Source organism: Stenotrophomonas sp. YJH_SMC_119, from assembly GCF_059368315.1.
In genome coordinates this window covers 214,880-235,790 of sequence record NZ_JCAFRP010000007.1, presented here as the reverse complement: position 1 = coordinate 235,790, position 20,911 = coordinate 214,880, and the positions used below count along the sequence as shown (strand labels likewise).

The 20,911-nt window shown below is 66.5% G+C and carries 17 protein-coding genes; 6 read left to right on the top strand and 11 right to left on the bottom strand.

Features of this window, described 5'->3' with window-relative positions; all coding sequences use genetic code 11:
• Positions 1-40 precede the first annotated feature (40 nt).
• Positions 41-1,966, bottom strand: coding sequence for a glucans biosynthesis glucosyltransferase MdoH (gene mdoH, locus AC5P6S_RS13185; RefSeq protein WP_012481333.1), 1,926 nt, complete (start codon positions 1,964-1,966; stop codon positions 41-43).
• 495 nt (positions 1,967-2,461) lie between these two features.
• Between mdoH and AC5P6S_RS13180 the strand changes: the two genes are divergently transcribed.
• On the top strand, positions 2,462-4,507 hold the full coding sequence (locus AC5P6S_RS13180) for a TonB-dependent receptor domain-containing protein (protein WP_049418129.1): 2,046 nt from the start codon (positions 2,462-2,464) through the stop codon (positions 4,505-4,507).
• Positions 4,508-4,567: 60 nt separating this feature from the next.
• On the opposite strand, the gene AC5P6S_RS13175 is transcribed toward AC5P6S_RS13180, so the two are convergent.
• Positions 4,568-4,738 carry a hypothetical protein gene (locus AC5P6S_RS13175; RefSeq protein ID WP_165929944.1) on the bottom strand — a complete coding sequence of 57 codons (171 nt, stop codon included), beginning with the start codon at positions 4,736-4,738 and terminating at the stop codon, positions 4,568-4,570.
• A gap of 216 nt (positions 4,739-4,954) precedes the next feature.
• On the opposite strand from AC5P6S_RS13175, the gene AC5P6S_RS13170 reads away from it, so the two are divergent.
• On the top strand, positions 4,955-5,341 hold the full coding sequence (locus tag AC5P6S_RS13170; protein ID WP_005414559.1) for a DUF2628 domain-containing protein: 387 nt from the start codon (positions 4,955-4,957) through the stop codon (positions 5,339-5,341).
• 77 nt (positions 5,342-5,418) lie between these two features.
• Here AC5P6S_RS13170 and AC5P6S_RS13165 read toward each other — a convergent pair whose 3' ends face one another.
• A complete protein-coding gene (locus AC5P6S_RS13165) occupies positions 5,419-7,950 on the bottom strand; it encodes a methyl-accepting chemotaxis protein (RefSeq protein WP_005411156.1) in 2,532 nt (843 codons plus the stop codon).
• A gap of 209 nt (positions 7,951-8,159) precedes the next feature.
• A complete protein-coding gene (locus AC5P6S_RS13160) occupies positions 8,160-9,053 on the bottom strand; it encodes an NAD-dependent epimerase/dehydratase family protein (protein WP_043034587.1) in 894 nt (297 codons plus the stop codon).
• Positions 9,054-9,181: 128 nt separating this feature from the next.
• Between AC5P6S_RS13160 and AC5P6S_RS13155 the strand changes: the two genes are divergently transcribed.
• The gene (locus tag AC5P6S_RS13155; RefSeq protein WP_425523818.1) at positions 9,182-9,430 is read left to right on the top strand and encodes a hypothetical protein; all 249 of its coding nucleotides are present in this window, start codon (positions 9,182-9,184) and stop codon (positions 9,428-9,430) included.
• A gap of 123 nt (positions 9,431-9,553) precedes the next feature.
• Positions 9,554-9,859: a KGG domain-containing protein gene (locus tag AC5P6S_RS13150; RefSeq protein WP_005411158.1), complete on the top strand. Its 306-nt coding sequence runs from the start codon at positions 9,554-9,556 to the stop codon at positions 9,857-9,859.
• A 10-nt stretch (positions 9,860-9,869) separates the two neighbouring features.
• Here the strand turns inward: AC5P6S_RS13150 and AC5P6S_RS13145 are convergent, their stop codons facing one another.
• The gene (locus AC5P6S_RS13145) at positions 9,870-11,342 is read right to left on the bottom strand and encodes an MFS transporter (RefSeq protein ID WP_043034586.1); all 1,473 of its coding nucleotides are present in this window, start codon (positions 11,340-11,342) and stop codon (positions 9,870-9,872) included.
• A gap of 126 nt (positions 11,343-11,468) precedes the next feature.
• Here AC5P6S_RS13145 and AC5P6S_RS13140 point away from each other — a divergent pair, with 126 nt between their 5' ends.
• Positions 11,469-12,098 carry a TetR/AcrR family transcriptional regulator gene (locus AC5P6S_RS13140; protein ID WP_005414565.1) on the top strand — a complete coding sequence of 210 codons (630 nt, stop codon included), beginning with the start codon at positions 11,469-11,471 and terminating at the stop codon, positions 12,096-12,098.
• A 15-nt stretch (positions 12,099-12,113) separates the two neighbouring features.
• Here the strand turns inward: AC5P6S_RS13140 and AC5P6S_RS13135 are convergent, their stop codons facing one another.
• Complete coding sequence (locus AC5P6S_RS13135) at positions 12,114-12,464, bottom strand: VOC family protein (RefSeq protein ID WP_005411161.1); 351 nt, start codon at positions 12,462-12,464, stop codon at positions 12,114-12,116.
• 156 nt (positions 12,465-12,620) lie between these two features.
• Positions 12,621-12,821, bottom strand: coding sequence for a hypothetical protein (locus tag AC5P6S_RS13130; protein WP_005411162.1), 201 nt, complete (start codon positions 12,819-12,821; stop codon positions 12,621-12,623).
• A gap of 188 nt (positions 12,822-13,009) precedes the next feature.
• Between AC5P6S_RS13130 and AC5P6S_RS13125 the strand changes: the two genes are divergently transcribed.
• Positions 13,010-16,366 (top strand): autotransporter domain-containing protein, encoded by a 3,357-nt coding sequence (locus AC5P6S_RS13125; protein ID WP_235643361.1) that lies wholly within the window; start codon positions 13,010-13,012, stop codon positions 16,364-16,366.
• 115 nt (positions 16,367-16,481) lie between these two features.
• Here the strand turns inward: AC5P6S_RS13125 and AC5P6S_RS13120 are convergent, their stop codons facing one another.
• The 4 genes from AC5P6S_RS13120 to AC5P6S_RS13105 form a co-directional block, all read right to left on the bottom strand.
• Positions 16,482-16,838, bottom strand: a complete 357-nt coding sequence (locus AC5P6S_RS13120) for a hypothetical protein (protein ID WP_225792032.1) — start codon at positions 16,836-16,838, stop codon at positions 16,482-16,484.
• Between the two features lie 30 nt (positions 16,839-16,868).
• Complete coding sequence (locus AC5P6S_RS13115) at positions 16,869-17,249, bottom strand: hypothetical protein (protein ID WP_005411165.1); 381 nt, start codon at positions 17,247-17,249, stop codon at positions 16,869-16,871.
• Between the two features lie 66 nt (positions 17,250-17,315).
• Entirely contained in the window at positions 17,316-19,817 is a 2,502-nt protein-coding gene (locus tag AC5P6S_RS13110) for an RHS repeat domain-containing protein (protein ID WP_227415272.1), read from the bottom strand.
• Positions 19,818-20,161: 344 nt separating this feature from the next.
• Positions 20,162-20,614 carry a PA2169 family four-helix-bundle protein gene (locus tag AC5P6S_RS13105; protein ID WP_005411167.1) on the bottom strand — a complete coding sequence of 151 codons (453 nt, stop codon included), beginning with the start codon at positions 20,612-20,614 and terminating at the stop codon, positions 20,162-20,164.
• Positions 20,615-20,911: the final 297 nt, after the last annotated feature.

Here is a 20,911-nt window from a genome sequence, read left to right as displayed (position 1 = left end):
CTTCAAGTTCGAGCCGCATTATGCCGCTGGTGCAGGGCCATCAGTACAGCGGCGGTTGCTCGGCGGCTTCCCGGCGCAGCTGCGCGGCGCGCACCAGCACCGGTGGCGGAATGTTCTCTTCGGGGATGTCGAGCAGGCCGAGGCGATGCAGGAAGGCACCCGGGCCGCGCGAGGAGGTCAGCGCCACCACCGGAACGGCCAGCACCATGCCGATCACCACCGGCGCCATCCAGGCTGCCAGCGACGGCGACACCGCCCACGCCAGCACACCCATGAACGCACCAAACACGCCCAGCCCGCCGTAGCCACGGATCAAGGCCATCCACGAGATGCCACCATCGTCACGCTGCTGTGCGTCCCAGCCGGAATCGCGGCCGGACAGCACTTCGGCCACGCCGCGCGACTGCACGTACATCACCACCGGTGCCATCAGTGCGGCCAGCACGGTCTCCACCAGCATCGACACGAACGCACGGATCGCACCGCCGCAACCGCGGCGGTCGACAGGGTCCAGCAGCATCGCCAGATAGCCCAGCACCTTGGGCAGCAGCAGCACCGCCATGGTGGCGGCGAACAGGCGCACCACCTGCTCCTCGTCCTGGGCCCGCCAGTACACGCTGGGTGACAGGTGCAGCAGGGCATTGAAATCGATGCCTTCCTGGAACAGCGGGATCGCAATGCCGATCAACATCAGCATCGCCCACATCGGCGCGGTGAAGTAATGACCGATGCCGATCAGCATGTGGGTGCGGCTGATCCAGTGCAGGCCACGGCTGCCGACCACCTTGCCGTGCTGCAGGTTGCCCTGGCACCAGCGACGGTCGCGCACCAGCAGGTCGGTCAGGGTCGGCGGGCCTTCTTCGTAGCTGCCCCCCAGGTACGGCACCATGTGCGCGGCCCAGCCGCCACGGCGCATCAGCGCCGCTTCGACGAAATCGTGGCTGAGCACGTGACCGCCGAACGGCTTGCGCCCCGGCAGCGCTGGCAAGCCGGCGTGGTCGGCGAAGGCACGGGTGCGGATGATGGCGTTGTGGCCCCAGTAGTTGCTCTCGGCGCCATGCCACCAGGCCACGCCACGGGCAATCACCGGGCCGTACACGCGACCGCCGAACTGCTGCATGCGTGCGAACAGGGTGCGGCCACCGATCACCGAAGGCAGGGTCTGGATCAGGCCGACATCGGCGTTGTGTTCCATGCCGGCCACCAGGCGCACGATGCTGTCGCCGGTCATCAGGCTGTCGGCGTCCAGGATCAGCATCTGCGGGTAAGCGCCACCGAAGCGGCGCACCCAGTCGGCGATGTTGCCGGCCTTGCGCCCGCTGTTGTCGCCACGGCGGCGGTAGAACAGCCGCGTCTGGCCGTCCGGCACGCGCTCGCGCAGTTCGGCGAATACCTGCTCCTCGGCGCGTGCGATGTCCTCGCGCCGGGTATCGCTGAGCACGAAGAAGTCGAAGCGTTCGAGCTGGCCGGTGGCGGCCACCGACTCGTAGATCGCCTGCAGGCCCGCCAGCAGTCGGCGCGGATCCTCGTTGTAGGTCGGCATCAGCAGCGCGGTGCGGCTGTGCACGGTCGGCAGCGGCTTGTCCGGGTCGATGCCAAGGCGATAGCCACGGTCGAACACGGCGGTCAGGAAGCCGGCCACGGCGCTGGCGAAGGACAGCGCGATCCAGGCGAACAGGCCGACGAACAGCACCAGCAGGCAGGCTTCCAGCACGCTGATGCCATTGGCCGACAGCACCCGCCACATCATGCGGGTGGCGATGGCGGTCATGGCCAGGGTGCCGCCGAAGATGTAGAACCGGCGCAGGCCGATCAGGCGTGGCGAGGTACGGTGCCGACGGACCTTCAGCTTGCCTTCGCGCAGGGTCTGTTCGGGCATCGGCAGCGGAGATTCGGCCGGCAGCAGCGCCCAGCCGGCGTCGAGCCCGGGCGCATCCGCTTCCGCGTGGATGGTGTGACCCCCCATCACCGCTTACTCCCCACGATCGGCATGGCCGGCCGTCCCGGCCGGGCTGCATGCGCGAAGGTTCCCGGCGCGCCTTCCCGGCGCCCGCACTTGTCCTGGCTGTACCGGCCCTTGGCCGCACAGTCGCTGTCTGTCACTACCGGAACCCACACGATCTCCAACGGGGCGGAATCGAAAATGCGGCCCAGTCTAGGGCGCCGGATGTAAGCCGAGTGCGAAGGTCTACGCCGGGATTTATCCCCATTCAGCAAACAGCAGGCGATGGCGGACCGCGCAGCGGAATGTCGCTTCGTGGGCACCGGGTACTGGATCGTAACAAACGCGAACGGTTATCATTTCATTAACCAGGCAGGTCGCCGTCTTCCGTACGGCCGAGACCCACCCAGCTGCGCCGGCCCGAACCGTGCGCCCTACGACCCATGGAAGGGGGCCTGCCTGCTTGTCTGCGTGTGCCCGCTGCTTCCATCCGGTCCCCCTCATTCGATGGAAGCCGTCATGTCCCAGCCGTTCCGCTCCCGTTCCGCGCGCCTGCCGCGCACCCGCCTGGCCAGTGCCCTGGCCACCGCCTGCCTGCTGGCCCTGCCCGGCGTGGCCGCTGCAGAGGCCAGCGCCGATGCCTCCACCAAGGACCTGGATACCGTGGTGGTCACCGCCTCGGGCAACCAGCAATGGATCAAGGATGCGCCGGCCAGCATCAGCGTGATCAGCCGCGAGGACATCGCGCGCCAGCCGGTGCACGACCTGGCCACCCTGCTCAGCCGCGTGCCCGGCGTGACCGGTGGCCTCAGTGCGGTTGGCGAGCAGTCCAAGATCAAGCTGCGCGGCATGCCGTCGAACTACACGCTGGTGCTGGTGGACGGCAAGCGCATGGGCAGCTCGGCCTCGACCAACTACCGGCCGGACCTGGGCCGCCAGGACCTGAACTGGATCTCGCCCGACCAGATCGAGCGCATCGAAGTGGTGCGCGGACCGATGTCGTCGCTGTATGGCTCCGACGCCATGGGCGGCGTGATCAACATCATCACCCGGCGCATCGGTGATGACTGGAGCGGCAGCGCCACCCACAGCTATACCCGCCCGGGCGACGGCAAGCGCGGCGACACCCAGCAGATCGGTGCGACGTTCTCCGGCCCGCTCGGCGAGCGCTTCGGCCTGCGCATCGGTGCCAACAGCATGCGCCGCGATTCGGATCGCTCCAATGGTGGTGTCTACGGCAACGCGTATGCAGGCGAGAAGGACCGCAATGTCGATGCGCTGCTGCAGTGGAAACTGAGCGACGCGCAGGAACTGTCGCTCGAAGCCGGCCATGGCGTGCAGCAGGCCTTCATCGACGCTTCGCTGGAAAAGCAGGATGAAGGCGCCTGGGGTGCCAGCGAACTCAAGCGCAGCTCGCTGGCGCTCAACCACGATGGCAAGTGGAGCTTCGGCAATTCGAAGATCAGTGCGTACTGGACCGAGTACAGGAACGACATCGGTGCTACCGGCCGTTCCGAAGCCACCGATACGATCATCGAGGGCAGCCTGACCACGCCGTTCACCCTCGGCGTTGAACACCAGTTCGCCGTGGGCGGCCAGTGGAAGCGCCAGGAGCTGACCAACACCGACACCATCGGCCGCGCGCCGATCGACTATGCCGGCAATGCCGTCAGCGGCTCCGATCTGGAAGTGGATACCTGGGCCCTGTTCGTCGAAGACGAAGTGAAGCTGCACCGCACCCTGGCACTGACCCTGGGCGCGCGCCTGGACCACCATGAGACGTTCGGTGGCCACGTCAGCCCGCGCGCCTACCTGGTCTGGCATCCGGCCGAGCAATGGACCATCCGCGGTGGCGTTTCCAAGGGCTTCCGCGCCCCCAGCCTGACCGAGAACTCCGCCAGCGCCGCCACCCAGTCCGGTGGCCGTGGCTGCACCTCGCTGATTCCGCTGGGCTATACCCGCGGCGGCTGCTACATGGCCGGCAACCCGGACCTGGACCCGGAAACCAGCACCAACCGCGAAATCGGCATCAGCTTCGACAACGATCTGGTCGATGCCGGCCTGACCTACTTCCACACCGACTTCAGGAACAAGATCGAGTACGCACCGCTGGGCAGGTTCAACGGCATCTGGTGGACGCGGATGAGCAACGTGCAGCGCGCACGCACCAGCGGCATGGAAGGCAGCTTCAATGTCCGCTTCGGCGAGCACTGGCGCTGGCGCACCTCGGCGACATGGATGAAGGAAGCCAGGAACCTGACCACCGGCCGCAACCTGATCGATACCCCCGAATTCTCGGGCTATTCGTCGCTGGACTGGACGCCCGACGCGGTGTTTTCCAGCAGCCTGTCGGCGCAGTACACCGGCAGGCAGGCCGGCACGGCGACGACCTTCCTCAAGGCCTACACGCTGTATGACCTGACCGCCGCCTGGAACGTCAATGAGGTACTGACCCTGCGTGGCGGCGTCAGCAACCTGGCCGACAAGAAGCTGTATGCGGAAGGCTCCACCGATTACTTCGTGGCCGGGCGCAGCTACTTCCTCAGCATGACCGCGCGGTTCTGACCAAGAGCGTCCGCCGCGATCGCGCTGGCGACGGACCAGCGCGATCGGCGGTGTTGCGGATTACTCGCTTTCCAGTGCGGCCGCGGCCGCGTTCTGCGTAGCGGCCGTGCGTGCACGGTCCATCGCCACCGCCAGTTGCTGGCGTGCGAGCAGCTGTTGTGCCTGCACCACTTCAGGTGTCGGCAGGAGCACCGGTCCCGGTGCGTTTTCCGGTATAGCAGGTGTGGTCATGCAACCTCCATGGACATCCCGCCGCCGCACGGATTCAGCTGGTGCGGCAGCGGAACTGCGCACCCTATCCTAAAAACAAGGCGGGCGGGTGACGGTGCGCGCCCCTGCCGCAGCAGCCGGAACAAGGCAGGCGTCACATTTTTGACGGTGACGCTTGGATCCTGAATAGGACTTGTCCTATCATGAAAACGTTTTCTCACAGGGATGTCTCCCCCAATGAATACCACTGACCTGTCCCAGTTCAGCCCGAAGTGGCAGTTCCGCTTCAACTTCTTCCGCCAGCACGGCGCCCCCAAGAACCCCGGCTTCAAGCAGGCCTGGAAGGCGCTGTCCTTTGGTGACCGCCTGAAGATCAACCTGAACTTCTTCGCGTTGTTCTTCGGTGCCATCTACCTGCTGATTCTTGGCATGTGGCGCAAGGCACTGGTGGTGATCGGCATCAACATCGTGCTGGCCATCGTCTCCATGTTCCTTCCGGACGTCGTCGGGCGCATGCTGTTCATCGCCATGAACCTGCTGGTCGCCTCCAGCACCAACTACAGCTATTACCTGGAGAAGGTGGAAGGACGTACCAGCTGGAACCCGTTTGAAGGAATGTTCTGAGCCATCAGACCTGCGCAGGATGCGCGGCAAGGATGCAACCGACGCCCGGCCCCCGCCGGGCGTCTTCGTTTCCGGGATCAGGCCGCGCGGCGGGCCATGGCCTCCGGTTCGGCCCGCAGGCGGAAGCGCGAAACCGCCACGGCCAGCTGCTCGGCCTGCTCCTCCATCGCCCGCGCCGCGGCGCTGGCTTCCTCCACCAGTGCGGCATTCTGCTGGGTGGTCTCATCCATCTGCACCACGGTCTGGTTGACCTGCTCGATGCCGGCCGACTGTTCGCGCGACGCAGCCGAGATCTCGGCCATGATCTCGTTGACGCGCCCCACCTGGCCGACGATGGCCTGCATGGTACGGCCCGCACCGTGCACCAGCTGCGCACCGGCACCGACCTGTGCCACGGATGCGTCGATCAGTTCCTTGATTTCCTTCGCTGCGCCCGCCGAGCGTTGCGCCAACGCGCGCACTTCGCTGGCGACCACCGCGAAGCCGCGGCCCTGCTCACCGGCCCGCGCCGCTTCCACCGCCGCATTCAACGCCAGGATGTTGGTCTGGAAGGCGATGCCGTCGATCACCGAAATGATCTCGGCGATGCGCTGCGAGGAGGCCTCGATCTGCTCCATGGTCTGCACCACCTGGTTGACCACTTCCCCGCCCTCGCTGGCAACGTCAGCGGCGGATCCTGCCAGGGTATTGGCCTGCAGCGCGTGGTCGGCGTTCTGGCGCACGGTGGAGGTCAGCTCCTCCATTGAGGCGGCGGTTTCTTCCAGGTTGGCGGCCTGCTGCTCGGTACGACGCGAGAGATCGCTGTTGCCCGCAGCGATCTCACCCGCCGCCAGGCGGATGCTGGCGGCCGACTGCTGGATCTGGCCGACGATCTGGGTCAACTGCTGCACGGTGCTGTTGGCATCGTCGCGCATCACCGCGAACACGCCATGGAAATCACCGCGCATGCGTGCGCTGAGGTCGCCGGCGGCAATCGCGCGAAGCAGCGTCGAAAGCTCAGCCAGGTTGTGATCGCTGACCTGCATCATGATGTTGAGGGTCTCCACCATGCGGCGGAAATCGTGGTCGAAGCGCTGGGCATCACCGCGTACAGCGAAGTCGCCGGCCGCCGCGGCGGCGGCCAGCTGCTGGATCTGCTCGTTGATCGCGGCCAGGTTGCTCTTGGTGGTGGCCATCGCTGCGGTGAACACCGCCTTCTCGCCCGGCAGCGCTTCCATGTCCACGCTGAGGTCACCCACCGCGTAACGCTGCATCACCTCGACCAGGCGCTGGGTGACCGCATTGCTGGAAGCCACCAGCTGGTTGCTGTCGGCCACCATGCGGCCGTACTCGCCGGGGAAGGCAGTGGCGTCCATGCGGTAGCTCAGCTCGCCAGCATCGTGGCGGCGCGCCATTTCCGCCTGCGCCGCCATCACCGCCTGCAGCTGCCCGCGCATGCCCTGCATCGCGTCCAGCAGGCGGCCCACTTCATCGTTGCTGCGCGCAGGCAAGGTGCTGTCGAGCTTGCCGGCGGCGACGTCACCCGCCACCCGCACCGCTTCGGCCAACGGGCGGATCGCCAGGCGGCGCAGCAGCACGTAGACACCGGCACTCAGCGTCAGCGCGGCCACCACGCCCACCAGCAGCGTCAACCACAGCAGCTGGCGTGCCTCGGCCACGATCACCGCGTGCGGCATCACCACGCCCAGCGCGAAGCGCTGCGGGGCATTACCCACGCGTAGCGGCACGTAGACGCGCACGTTGCCGGCTGCATCGGGCGTGAAGGCTTCGAACCGGCGGTCGGCGGCGATGTCGGCCAGCATGCTGCGGGTCAATGCGTCGGTGCGCGGCTTGCCGATCTCGGCGGCATTCGCCGAGGCCAGCACCACGCCGTTGGGCGAAAGCAGCTCGACGCGGCCTGCGCCCATCGGCGTCAGCGTCGCCAGGTGCTTCTGCAGCGCCGCCAGCGAGAAGTCGACGGTGAACACGCCGAGGAAGGTACCGTTTTCGACGATCGGCGAGCTCAACGTGCTCATCAGCACCTGCTGGCCGGCGATGTCGTAGGCGTAGGGCTCGCTGACCTTGGGCAGCTTGTCGCGGCTGGGTACCACATACCAGTCGGCCGAGCCGTCGGCGGCTTCGGTGTAGTCGGTCATGGTCGACTGCTGCGGCTTGCCGTCATGCCAGGCCCAGTAGCTCATGTAGCGGCCGCTGGCATCGTGCATCGCGGTGTTGGCGAACTCGGCATCCTTGCCATCGAAGGCATCGGCCTCCCACATGGTGCTCTTGCCCAGCCACTCCGGGTGGGTGCGCAGCTGCTCGCCCAGCACGGCAGCCAGGCTGGCGCGATCGGGCACGTCGCCCCGCGCACGCTGGGCGAGCACGGCTTCGACCATGGCATCGTTGCTGGCAAACGCCGTGCCCAGATCGGCGGCGACCTGGCGCGCTTCAGCGTTGGCCTCGCTGGTCATGGTCTGGCGCGAGGCATCGATCAGGCTGGCACTGGCCTGGCGATAGATCAGGAACGCCGTCAGGCCGAAGCACAGCAGCGCGATGACGGCGGTGCCCAGCATCAGCTTGTGGGCGATGCTGCCCGGGCGGCGGGCAGCGGCGGAACGGGAAGAAGGCATGGAGGGGTCCGCAAGGCAGTTCAGGACGACCGGCACCGGGAGGGCACCGCGCAGGCGCGCGATCCGTCGCGCAGGCCACCGGCCGCCGGGACCCGCCCGGCGCAGGAAGCGCACCGGGTTAGCGGCCGCCTGCCAACGAGGTTGAGGCGACCGGCCTACACATTCCTGAATCCACTCAGGGACGGGACAGGGATCCGTCCCCGCTTCCCCTATTCGGCCACCCGATCCTTGATCCACTCCGCGCGTGGCAACACCTCGATGCTGCCTGCGGCGTACTGCTGCAGCACGGCGTCCGGCCCGAAACGCGGCTGCCACCCCAGCTCCCTGCGGATGCGGGCGCTGTCGTAGACGCGGTCGACGCTCAGCGGCAATGGCCAGCCGCGGCGCTCGAACTCGGCCAGCAGCTGCGGTACGCGCCGGGCCAGTACATTGCGCGGCTGGGAGGCCAGTTCCAGGCAATCCTCGCGCCGGAACGGGGTCGCGGCGCAGGCGATGTAGCGGGCGAAGGCCGGCCCCTCATCCAGCAGCAGCGCGGCATGGGCACTGGCCACGTCACGGGCGTCGATCCCACGATGCAACCGGAACATCGCCATCCGTTCCGGCGGTTCCGGGAAGCAGCGCCCCATCCGCAGCACGCGCACCCCGAAGTCCGGTGCGGCGGCAGCTTCAGCCAGGGCCTCGGCCTGCAGCTTGCTGCGGTGGTAGATCGTTCGCGGCAGCGGCTCGGTATCCTCATCGATCCAGCGGCATCCCCCTGCCACCACCGCGTGGCCGTACAGCGCGGTGGTACTGGTCAACACGAACCGCCGCGCGCCTGCCTCTCGCGCCGCCTGCAGCAGGTGCGCAGTCGCGTCCACGTTGATCTGCTGGAACACCGCGTCCGGTACCAGGCCGACGTGTGGCGCATGCAGGGCCGCGGTATGGATGACCGCGTCGACGCCCTGCACCGCGCGCACGACGGCTTGATGATCGGTGACATCGGCAATGATGCGCGTGGTGGCAAACGGACTGCGGTCCAGACCCACCACTTCATGGGCAGCCGCCAGCGCGCCGAAGATCGCGCGCCCGATCCGCCCGGAACTGCCGGTCAACAAAATCTTCATTGAGTCCATTCACTCGAAGCGCCCGGGAACTACCGGGATGCTTCGATTCTAGGCATGCAACGGAACATCTGCGATAGGACGACCGCGCAACTGTGCGTTCATCCTGACGACTTCGGCGGAGCCAGCAGTTGACGCGCGATGGAGAGTGGATCGTTGCCGCCTGCCGCGTGGGGCGCGACACCGGTCCGTTAGCAGTTGCCACCGGTGCGCAGTTTGATCGGTTGCCGGTCCTGAACGTTTATCTGATAGCCATCGGGCAGCAGCACAGGATCATCGAACATATGTGCGGCACCGCCACTGCGGCCGCCGGCGTTGCCGCACATCCGAGGGCCGGCAGTGAATACGCGACGAATGCGGCCGCCGGGCCGGCTGCGTGATCATCCCGGTGCGCAGGGCGCGTGAAAACCGGGGCGAAGATGGCGACCTGGACTTAGCGTGCGATGGCCAAGCATGGACGCCGTCGTCCACGAAGGCGGCGTCCACACTGCAGGAGATTTCACATGACTGAGCAGAACCCGCGCAGCTCCAACCGGGGCTTCGCCTCGATGGACCAGGACAAACAGCGCGCGATCGCCGCCAAGGGCGGGCGCGCGGCACATGCCTCCGGCAATGCGCACGAATTCAGTCCGGCCGAAGCACGTGTCGCAGGCCGCAAGGGCGGCGAAGCGATCAGCCGCGACCGCCAGCACATGGCCACGATCGGACGCGAAGGTGGACACGCACGCCACGCCAACGCGCGCCAGCAGCAACAACAGCCTCAGGCGATCGAACGCACGACAGAGGACCCGCAACGCCAGCAGGGCTGAATGCTGCGCGTCAAGCCGATGCACGCTGCCGATGCAGCCCAAGCGCCGCAAGCAGAGCCAGCGCACCCGCCACCGCCATCGCCCAACCGAACCCACTGGCCATCGCACTGCGGTACCAGGTCAGCACCTGCGGCGTGGCGTGCATCGAGCCCGGGTGCAGGATCAGTTCACGCGCCTGCGCAACAAGCCGCTGCTGCCCTGCGGCCTGTGCGCAGGCGGTGAACTGCTGTACGGCACGCTGGCCCATCAGGCTGCCCATCAGCGCGATGCCCAGGCTCATGCCTGCCTGGCGCAGCGCGTTCATCGTGGCTGACGCGATACCTGCGCGTTCGGCCGGTGCGTTGGCCATGATCGCCATGCCGGTCGCTGGCACTGCCAGCCCCATTCCAATGCCAAGCAGCATCAGCACGGCAGTGGCATGAGCGCGCGAAGTAGCCGGTTCGAACGTGGCCATTGCGCATAGCGCCACACCGGCCAGGAGGTAGCCCAGCACCAGCGCGGCATGCAGCCCGAGGCGGGCAACCAGGCGCCCGAACAACAGCGAGACAACACCCATCAACAGGAACTGGGGAGCCAGCTGCGAGCCTGCCAGCGCGGCGCTGTGCCCCTGTGCCTGCTGGAAGAAAAGCGACAGGAAGAACAGGCTCGCGTAGGCGGTGAAGCCCAGCACGAACGAGGCCAGGTTGAGCATGCGGAAGCGACCGTCGGCGAACAGGTCCAGCGGCAGCAGTGGCCGTGCCACCCGCCGCTCGACGATGCCGAACAGGATCAGCCCCGCAATTGCGGCGCCCAGCGCCAGAAGCGTCACCGGGGCCAGCAGGCCCTGCTCGCCGATCGCGATCAGGCCATAGCACAGCGCGCCCAGTGCACCGATGCTGAGCAGCTGCCCGGCCGGATCCAGCGCGGCGTGCTGCGGGTGCCGTCGCTCGGCGATACTCCAGGCGCCAAGCACAAACGCCAGCAGCCCCAAAGGCAGGTTGATCAGGAAGATGCTGGGCCAGCCGGCCCGCTGCACCAGCGCACCGCCGAGCAACGGGCCAAGCACCAGGGCCAGCGCGCTGAAGGCGGACCAGCCACCGATCACGCGTGCACGCTGGCCCGGATCGGGAAATGCGTGACTCAGGATCGGCATCGCACTGGGAATCAACAGCGCACCTGCCACGCCCTGCACCGCGCGCCCGGCGACCAGGGTCGAAAGGTCGTTGGCGCAGGCGCACAGCAGCGAGCCCATGGTGAAGGTGGCGACGCTCAGCAGCCACATCCGCCGATGACCGTAGCGATCCCCCAACGGACCGGCCGACAGCATCAGCGCCGACAGTGCGATCGCATAGGCGTTGATCACCCATTGCAGGCCCGCCATGTCGGTCTGCAGCGCCTGCTGCAGGGTTGGCAGGGCCACGTTGACGATGCTGATGTCCAGCGAAGCGAGGAATGTACCGAGGTAGGCCGCCAGCACCAGGGCGGGCCGTTGGAGGCGTCTCATGCGTGGATCCGGGGGGAGGATGTGCGCGCATCCTATCGACTGACTGACCGTCGGTCAATGACCGGCGGTCAGTCAGTGCGAAGGGGCAGCTAGAATGGCGTCCGTCACACCCGGATACCGCCCACCATGCAGACCCCAGCTGTCGCCAGGCCTCGCACCAAGCCCGCCGAAACCCGCCAGGAGGAACTGATGGACGCCGCGCAGGCGTTGTTCCTTTCGCAGGGTGTGGACGCCACCACCATCAGCGACATCGTCGCCGCGGCCGACGTGGCCAAGGGCACTTTCTATACCTATTTCGCCTCCCGCACCGAGATCCTGCAGGCGCTGGCGCAGCGCTACACGCGGCAGTTCATGGACGAGGTCGAGCAGGCAGTGCAGCAACACCCTGCCGGTGATGGCGCAGCGCGCCTGCGCGCCTGGATCCGCGCCAACATCGAGATCTACGCGCGCACCCACGCGTTGCATGACGTGGTGTACGCCAACCATCACCACCACCAGCGGGGCAATGCCGAGCGCAATGCGATCCAGCAGCAGCTGCTGGGCATCCTCGAAGCGGGCAACGCAGCCGGACTGTGGCAGCTGCCTGCTCCACAGGTCACCGCCTCGTTGATCTATGCCGGCGTGCACGGTGCCACCGACGACCTGATCGCCACACCCGCACAGGATGCCGATGCCTTCATCGCCGCTGTGGAAGCGGATTGCCTGCGCATGGTCGGCGTTCCGGCAGCGCCGACGCGCAGCGGCAGGCGCCGCTGACGCAACGCCTCCCGCTCAGGTGTGGGCGAGAATGTTCAACAGCCGCCCGAACGGGTCGCGGACGAAGAAACGACGCACTCCCCAAGGCTCGTCGGCCGGGCCATACTCCAGCGGGATGCCGGCCGCGTGCATGCGCTCCAGCACCTGCTGCAGGTCGTCCACTTCGATCGACAGATCGGGCACCGCGGTGCCGGAACCCCCTTCGCTGGCAAAGCTCACCTGCGCCAGCGCACTGCCCTGCCCGCCATGGGTGACGATCCAGCCATGGTCCATCACCACCGGCATGCCCAGCAGCCCGCCATAGAACGCTGCGGCACGCGCCGGGTCGGGCGTGGCGATGTTGGCGACAATGCGTTTGACGGCCATGTGCAGCGGCTCCGGTGCGATTTCCCATCCTCGCCGCTGCGTGCATGGCCCGCAAGCGGGCTCGGGCCAGATGCCGGCATCGCCATCTGAGGCGATCGCTGGAACAGAAGAGCCCCGTCGATGACGGGGCTCCGCGTACGGCTCAAACGGCGCGACTCACACGCCCATGCACAGATCGACCACGCAGGTGTTGTACGCCTGCTGGCATTCACCGGCATCGGTGCCACTGGCCAGGCACATCTGATAAGCCCGCCAGCACGGCTGGTCGCAGGGCTCGACCGGCCCAGCCACCGCCACCGAACCGGTACACGCCAACGCGAATACCGCCACTGCGATCACCTTCCTGACAACACGCATCGCCATCACTCCTTGATAAGCCTGGTGAGCCCAGGCCGGCCCACGTTAGCGAGGACACGGGGAGACGAAGTGAAGCCCACTGTCACGCACACTTAACCTGTTCACAATTTTCCTTTCACATGCGTGGGGGATGTCGCCACGGATTGGCGTTAACGGCCTTGTTGCCCGTCCACCAAGGAAGTTGCCCGATGAATCACCCGCTGCACGGCCGTTCGTCCCACTCCCGCTCCCCGCTGCACAGCCGCCTCGCGCTGGCCGTGTCCAGCTCTCTGTTGCTTGCCGCTGCCGCGCCCGCCATGGCCGGCGAGGCGCTCGACGCATGGCAGCAACAGCGCCAGCTGCAGGCGGCGTGGGCACAGCCCGCCGTCAGCGCGCCTGCAGCATCGACGGCCGCCACGCCCGCGGCAACCGCCACCGCCCTGCTCGGCAGTCCGGGCGATGTCGCCAGCTGGCGCAGCGATGAATTCAACGCCGACTGGGGCCTGGGTGCGATGGGGGCCGACCACGCGTATGCCCGCGGCCTGACCGGCAAGGGCGTGCGCCTGGCGCTGTTCGACACCGGATCGGCACTGGCTCACCCCGAATTCGCCGGCCGCAACACCTCCAGCATCACCATCGGCCCGAACTGTGCGTCACCGGGAACCGTCGGCGGTACCGGCGCGTGCAGCCAGACACAGGGTGATCAACCGGGTATCAACTACTACACGCTCGGCGCGGGCGTGCCTGCTTCCCTGCAGGCCAACATCATTGCCGCAGGCCGTGAATGGGGTTTCCGCTATGCCGATCACGGCACGCATGTCCTCGGAACCATTGGCGCCAACCGCAATGGCACGGGGATGCACGGCGTCGCCTTCGGTGCCGATCTGACGACCGCCCGTGTATTTGGTGACACTTACTACGAATGGAGGCGCCAGGCGAGCGGAGGCTACCTGCCTGAAGCCGTGGAACGGACGGATCCCGATGGTGCCGCAAGGCTGGACATGTACGCGCAGCTGCAGGCACAAGGCGTGCGTGCCATCAATCACAGCTGGGGCATCTCCACCCGCAACATGACCGTGGCCGCACTGGATGCCCAGTACGCACGCATCGGTGCCGGCTACGACGTATACGGAAGCATCTACAAGGACAGTGCGAACGCCCCCGCTTCGCAGTTGATCCAGGTCTGGTCGGCCGGCAATGGCAGCGGCGCCGTCGCCGGTATCACCGCGGCCCTGCCGCGCTGGAAGCCGGAGATCGAGCCCTACTGGCTGGCCGTCGCCAACGTTCGCCAGCCCAATACAGCCAATGGTGAAACCGACTACGTGATCAACGCAGGCTCGAGCATCTGTGGCGCTGCCGCCAACTGGTGCATTTCCGCACCCGGCACGGCAATCCTCAGCACCATCGTTTCCGGTGACATCCAGGGGCGGCTGGAGAAGACCGCAGACTACGTCCGTCTTCTCATCGACAGCCAGAATCCCACGTACGACTACGGCCTGAAGACCGGCACGTCCATGGCCGCCCCCCATATCACCGGCGCACTCGGCCTGTTGATGGAGCGCTTCCCCTACCTGGACAACGCCCAGGTGCGCGACGTCCTGCTGACCACCGCGCGCGATCTCGGTGCGGCAGGCGTCGACCCGATCTACGGCTGGGGCATGGTTGACCTGCGCAGGGCCATCGAGGGCTATGGCTCGCTGCGCGTGGATACCAACGTCGTGATGAACCAGAGGGCCGGCGGCCTGAAGGTGTGGGAGGGCGATGCCTGGGACGACTGGACCAATGACATCGGCGGCCCCGGCACGCTGACCAAATCCGGCATCGGTTGGCTGCGCCTGAGCGGCGACAACAGCTTCAACGGCGCGGTGCTGCGCGAGGGCACGCTGGAGTTGAACGGCAGCAACACCCTCACCTCGGCGGTCGATGTGCAAGGCGGCCGGTTCCTGCTCAACGGCAGCCTGGTCTCCACCGCACTCACCACCACCGGTGGCGTCAGCACGGTCAGCGCCAACGGCGTTCTGAAGGACGGGAACCTGACCGTCAATGGCGGCGTGGTGTCCTTCAATGGCATGCAGACCGGCGGCACCACCACGGTCGGCAGCAACGGCCTGCTGAAGGGTATCGGCACGTTGGGCAGCACCCGAGTGGACGGCACCATCGCGCCCGGCAATTCGATCGGCACGCTGACCATCAACGGCGACTACGTGCAGGGCGCGACCGGCGTCTACGCCGCCGAACTCGCGCCTGGCGGGCGCAGCGACCAGTTGCACGTGACCGGTACCGCCACCCTCGGCGGCACGCTGGTCGCGTTGCCGGAACCAGGCATCTACTATCTCGGCGAGCAGTTCAACTTCATCCGCGCTGACGGTGGCATCAACGGCCAGTTCGCGAAAACCGACTTCAGCGCGTTCTCGCCGTTCCTGCAGTTCAGCCTCGCCTACGGCACCAATGGCACCCGCATCGACGTGGCACGCGGTGCCTCGCTGGCCAGCGCCGCCACCACCCCGAACCAGCGCGCGGTGGCCGCCGCGGCGGACCTGCTGGCAATCAACCAGGGCCTGCCCAAGCCGCTGACCCAGCTGTTCCCGCAGCAGGTCGGCGGCGTGCTCGACGGCCTCAGCGGCGAACTGCACGCAGCCACGCCGCTCGCACTGGTGGAAGGCAGCCGCTACGTTCGCGATGCCGCGCTGTCCCGCCGTGCAGGTGCAGTCGCGCCAGGCGCCGATGCGGGCGACGCCACCGGCGCCTGGGTGCAGGCTCTGGGCAGCAACAGCAGGCTGGACGGCAACAGCAATACCGCCCGCACCGAAGCCAACAGCAACGGCCTGCTGGCCGGTATCGACCACGAGTTCTCTGGCTGGCAGGTCGGCGTCCTGGCTGGCACCGGCCGCACCGACGTCAAGCAGCAGGCGCTTCGTGCCAAGTCGAAGATCGACAACACCCACTTCGGTGCATATGCCAGTCACAACTGGGGCGGCCTCGGCCTGCGTGGCGGCGTCGCCTGGAGCAAGCACAAGGTGAAGAGCACCCGCGATGTCGACTTCGCAGGGTTCAGCGACAGCCTGAGCGCTCGCTACAACGCGCATACCCGCCAGGCCTTCATCGAAGCCGGCTACCGCTTTGGTGGCCCGGAGGCCGGGCTGGAACCCTACCTGCAGGTCGCGCGCGTGGAGGTGGACCTGAAGCCGATCAACGAGCGCGGTGGTGCAGCCGCCCTGCACGGCAAGGTGGACGACACCGGCACCACGATCGCCACCGCTGGCCTGCGCTTCGACAAGGGCCTGAAGGCATCATTCCAGCAGGACAGCTGGCTGCACCTGCGTGGGGGCGTGGGCTACCGCCGTGCCTCGGGTGACCGCCGCCAGCTGGCCGACCTCGCATTCGCCAACAGCAGCACCACCTTCGCGGTCGAAGGCGCCCCGATTGCCGACAGCGCCGTGCTGGCCGAGCTGGGGCTGTCGGCCTGGCTGACCCCGCGCCAGCAGCTGGAGCTGGGTTACAGCGGCCAGTACGGCAGTGAAAGCCGCGACCACAGCGCCAACATGCGCTGGTCGGTTCGCTTCTAGACGCGTGTTCTCCTGACGGTTTGGGGCGGCCTCAGGGCCGCCCCTTTTTTATCCACGCCCCAGGGCCATGCGCGATACCCCAGGATCATCGCGTCCTGGATCCATCCGTGGAGCGTTACGCGTGAATGAAGATCGACTGGAGCCGGGTCGCCCAGCCATTGCACCCGGTGGAGTTGAACGCCTCGAGCCGGACATTCTTCCCCGATGTCAGCGCTGCCAACGCCGCCGCGTAGGCTTCCTTGGCTCCCGGCCGGGACATGTCGATTGCAAAGGTATCGGTATTGCAGAAGGCCGTACTCGAAACATGGACGTACACAATTCCCGCCGGGCCGTCCATGTACGGCCGCAGCGACAGAATCGTCATCTGATCGCTGGTTGGCTCCGCCTTCAGTGGTGCAGACAGGCACAAGGCCAACGTCAAGGCCAGCCCCGCTCCCAACCTCCTGCGGAAGCCCGGCGTCGCGTCACTCATCATCATGTAGTTCCCCTGTGGATTCAGACATCAGGCCTCAGGCATCGTCACGGCCCTCAGCTGCATTACTCCGGAGGTGCAGCCGTCGACACGCAATCCGACACGCAGCTTGTTCTGCCAGGCGATGAGCAGCATCGAGACCATCTCCCTCTGCATCGGATGATCATTGAGGAGAATGAAGCGATTGCCACCCCCACAATCCGAGCCCGCTGGAAGCACACCTTGCGTCACCAGGTAGAACCCTTCCCCGCCCCAGCCGGTTGCGACGGATACGATCCGATGGCCTTCCAGATTGTAAGGCTCAGCATTTGCCGTTGAGGCCAAGCCAGTTCCCAGCACTGCCACCACCGCCAGCAGGACCTTGCCGCCGATGGCGCCACGCGGGCGCGATACAGCACGTACTCCAGCCATGTTCTTCCTTCCCCTGTCATGAACAACCGGTTGACGGTGCACTGCGGCCCGTGCGGTCCGCTACGCTCAGCCCAGCAGCAGCTGGTACAGCAGGGGCACGATGTCACCCTGCGGACGCTGGACATGCGAGACATCGGACACCGGCGTGCAGCTCCCCGTGGCGCCACAGGCAAGCACGCGATACGCATAGCTGGTGGCAGGGCGTGCGGCCGACGTCCAGTTCGCGGCGTTGCCTTCGTAGACCGTGGTCCAGGTCACCCCGTCCACGCTTTCCTCGACGACGTAGCGGACGGCAGAGGCCACAGGCGACCACCCAACGAAGTCCTTCGCGGCCGGCGAACGCCGCATCGGCACCGCTGCCTTGGCGACCAGGCTTCCGCCCAGCGTGATGTAATCGGTCCGTTTGTCCTCGCGCTCGCTCGCCTGGTAGCGGAGGACGCCGGCGTGGTCGTACATCGAGGTGATCCGTCCGAACGATGAATCTGTCTGTGTGCGGCGACCGTCAGCGTCGTAACGGTAGCTCTCGGAACCTGCCGCCGCACGCAGCCGGTTGCCGAAGTCGAAGGCGAACGGCTGTCCGTTCTTCGCCCGCAGATTGCCCTGCGCATCGTAGGCCAGGCCGACCACGGTTGACCCTCCGCACCCGTTGATCTTCACGTTGGTCAAGCGCCAGGCGTTGTCATAGCAGTAGTGATGGTCACGGCCGAGAATCGTCACCCGCGTGAGGTTGTCCAACGCGTCATAGCTGTAGCTCGCCGAGCCGAACATGGGCGAGGAAGCCGAAACGAGCCGATCCAGCGCGTCATAGCCCAGATTGCGGTTGCCACGCTGGTTGCGGCCGGTGGCACCGTCAGTGATTGCCATCACATTGCCGACCGCATCGTAGTCGTAGCCGTCGCTGAGGATCCGGGTTGCGCCAAGCGTGTCCTGGCTTTCATCCGGCAACTGGCGCGCGTTCTGCACCATCGTGTGGACAATACCGTTGCCATAGGTGAACTGACGAATCGCCCCGTTGGGGTAATAGACCACGCCGGCGGCGTAGGAGCCCGCCTGCCCGGCCTGTCCCAGCGCGTTGGGCGCATACGCGACCACGTTGCCGGAGGGATAGCGATGCGCGGACAGGTTGCCCAGTGCGTCGTAGGCATACCCCATCGCCAGCGCTTCGCCATCGGTGGGGCTCTGCACCTCACCGATGAGCAGCCCGCGACGGTTGTACGCATAGCTGTTGTGCGTCTCCACCCCGGCGTTCAACGTGGTGACCTGCTTGACCAGGCCATCGGGCCAGTAGCTCCAGCGCTGGTTGCCATTGCCGTCGGGGAACTGCAGTGATGCGAGCCGGTTGCGTGCGTCATAGGAACGCACCACCCGGCGCCCGCTCGCCGCGGCAATGTCCTGGTTGCAGTTGCCTGCATCGGACAGGTCCAACCCCTGCGCGCTTCCAACCGGGTTCGATGCGGCGTCGTAGTCAATTACGGTGGCGCCGGTTTCCGGTTCGATCGTCTTGCACAACCGCTGCGCCGCATCGTAGACATAGCGCCGGGTCGACGTCACCGAGCCATTGCTGGCCCTGCGGGTGATCGACGTCGGCTTGCCGAAGACGTCCCGCGGGATATCCAGCACGGCTCCCTCTGCCAGTTCGATACGTACCGGCCAGTCAAGCTTCGCGGCATCTGCACCGGTGTAGGTCACGACGGTCGGGATACCCCTGGCATTGGTCGTGCGCACGCGCCGCCCCGGCAGGTACTCGGTTGTGCTGACCAGCGCGCCAATCTCGGAATCCTGGCTGACCTGGACCACCCGCCCAAGTGCGTCGTACGTCGTACGGACGCCAGTTCCGGCGTCCTGGACCGTACCGACCCCCGCGACAGGATAGGACTGGAAGGTGACCCGCCCCTCCGTGTCATAGGCGGTCACCGAGGCCCGCTGCGTGCCGGCTTCATTGCCCGCGTCGTACTCGCGCACCAGCAATGGGCGCCACAGCGCATCGTAGTAGGTGACCTTGCGCGCATTGCCGGTGCTGACCGTCTGCCGCCAATGACCGGCAGGAATGCCGTACTCGGCGCCGCCCACCTGGGCAAACTGTGTCGTGGTGGACGCCCAGTCCACCGTATCGCCGTCGGGGTAGTCGACCAGCGACATGCGCCCCATCGCGTCGTAGTCGTAACGCGTGGTGTTGCCCCGGCCATCGGTGATCCAGCGTATCCAGCCATTGTCATCCACGCCGGCAGACTGGGTCGAACCATCCGCATACTGGATGTTCCCGGGGATGCCGCGCTTCCAGCCGGACAGGCTCACCGTATTGCCACGCCCATCCACCACGGCGCGAACGGTACCGTCGCTGTTGTAGTGAATGGTCTGCTGGAGCTGGCCGAAGGCATGGATCCGCTGGGGCTTCGCGGTGGCCGGGTCATAATCCACCTGGGACTCGGTCCGGCCCGTGTCCTGGTTGACCGACGTCCGGACCTGGCCAAGCACCCACTTCGACAGATCATCGTGATAGGTGATGACGTTGGTCTTGCTGTAGGACTGCGCCCCCGCACTTCCCACAACCGTGCCCAGCAACATCATCGCGGAAAGTGCATTGACTCGACGCATCGTCAGTGGGCCTGTTCGCAATGGATGGCGATGGGACAACCAGGATCAGGCAACGGAAAGACCGGCGAAGCGCACATCACAGCAAACCGCGCACACGCACAAAGCCGGACGCGACTGCATCCGGTTGGCGATTGACGTTGATGCTGGACGAAGCCCCCTTCGTCATGCCGCGCCTGTTCCCTGGACTCGGCCAAGTATAACCATGGGAACGGGGCCGGACGCCCGGTCCTTCGCAGCCCTGCCGGGCTGCGAAGGTTCCCGGGCCATGACGCGCCTCCGGGGCTCGACGGCCGCGATCGGCCGCCCGGCGCGGGACGTCAGGCAGCCTTCATGGCGTGCTTGCGTGCCCGCATGACGTTGTGGCACTCCTGCACATCCGGCAGCAGCTGGGTCACTTCCTGGCGCACCGCGGGCGGCAGATCGTTGTCCTGCAGCACATCCTTGAACGCGCCCAGCAGGCGGTCTTCGGATTCTTCCAGTTCGGCCACGTAGCCGTAGTTGGTATCACCAAACGCGGCGCGCACCTTGCCGTAGAACTGCTGCATCGAACCGACCATGGTGCCGTGCTCGGCCGGCTTGCCGCCGCTGGCGGCAACCGAACCGCTGAGCGCCGCGACGATCCGCGCCTTGACCCCGGCGATACGGGTGAACAGTGCCGACAGTTCGGCATCCTTTACCTTCGTTGCGGCTTCCTCATAGAAGGACTTGCCATCACGGGCGATCTCGATCAGGTCGTTGAGGCGATGTTCGATGGTGGACTGGGTGCTCATGGCGTCGCTCCTGTGTGCTCGAAAGTCAGTGGAGAATGGCAGCGCGTCGGCACTGCCTTCGACCTCACTATCATCGTCCTCGTGTGCCGGCCGGGTGAGTACGAATTGATGTACACATCACCATGCGGAACACGTGCTGACTTCTTCATTGCCGGCATCATCGAATGTTCACGGAAAACAAGCGTGCGATGCCTGCCTCACCATGGCGCGATGACGATGATCACACTGATCAGCAGCGCAATCGCCAGAATCACCAGCAGCACATGCCATTGCTTCCAGCTGGGTTTCGGCTTGCCA

Coding starts and splice junctions, on each gene's coding strand:
- AC5P6S_RS13175 (WP_165929944.1), bottom strand. CDS start 4,738: ATGACCACACCTGCTATACCGGAAAACGCACCGGGACCGGTGCTCCTG.
- AC5P6S_RS13105 (WP_005411167.1), bottom strand. CDS start 20,614: ATGAGCACCCAGTCCACCATCGAACATCGCCTCAACGACCTGATCGAG.
- AC5P6S_RS13110 (WP_227415272.1), bottom strand. CDS start 19,817: ATGATGTTGCTGGGCACGGTTGTGGGAAGTGCGGGGGCGCAGTCCTAC.
- AC5P6S_RS13180 (WP_049418129.1), top strand. CDS start 2,462: ATGTCCCAGCCGTTCCGCTCCCGTTCCGCGCGCCTGCCGCGCACCCGC.
- AC5P6S_RS13130 (WP_005411162.1), bottom strand. CDS start 12,821: ATGCGTGTTGTCAGGAAGGTGATCGCAGTGGCGGTATTCGCGTTGGCG.
- AC5P6S_RS13170 (WP_005414559.1), top strand. CDS start 4,955: ATGAATACCACTGACCTGTCCCAGTTCAGCCCGAAGTGGCAGTTCCGC.
- mdoH (WP_012481333.1), bottom strand. CDS start 1,966: ATGGGGGGTCACACCATCCACGCGGAAGCGGATGCGCCCGGGCTCGAC.
- AC5P6S_RS13165 (WP_005411156.1), bottom strand. CDS start 7,950: ATGCCTTCTTCCCGTTCCGCCGCTGCCCGCCGCCCGGGCAGCATCGCC.
- AC5P6S_RS13135 (WP_005411161.1), bottom strand. CDS start 12,464: ATGGCCGTCAAACGCATTGTCGCCAACATCGCCACGCCCGACCCGGCG.
- AC5P6S_RS13145 (WP_043034586.1), bottom strand. CDS start 11,342: ATGAGACGCCTCCAACGGCCCGCCCTGGTGCTGGCGGCCTACCTCGGT.
- AC5P6S_RS13125 (WP_235643361.1), top strand. CDS start 13,010: ATGAATCACCCGCTGCACGGCCGTTCGTCCCACTCCCGCTCCCCGCTG.
- AC5P6S_RS13160 (WP_043034587.1), bottom strand. CDS start 9,053: ATGAAGATTTTGTTGACCGGCAGTTCCGGGCGGATCGGGCGCGCGATC.
- AC5P6S_RS13115 (WP_005411165.1), bottom strand. CDS start 17,249: ATGGCTGGAGTACGTGCTGTATCGCGCCCGCGTGGCGCCATCGGCGGC.
- AC5P6S_RS13150 (WP_005411158.1), top strand. CDS start 9,554: ATGACTGAGCAGAACCCGCGCAGCTCCAACCGGGGCTTCGCCTCGATG.
- AC5P6S_RS13140 (WP_005414565.1), top strand. CDS start 11,469: ATGCAGACCCCAGCTGTCGCCAGGCCTCGCACCAAGCCCGCCGAAACC.
- AC5P6S_RS13120 (WP_225792032.1), bottom strand. CDS start 16,838: ATGAGTGACGCGACGCCGGGCTTCCGCAGGAGGTTGGGAGCGGGGCTG.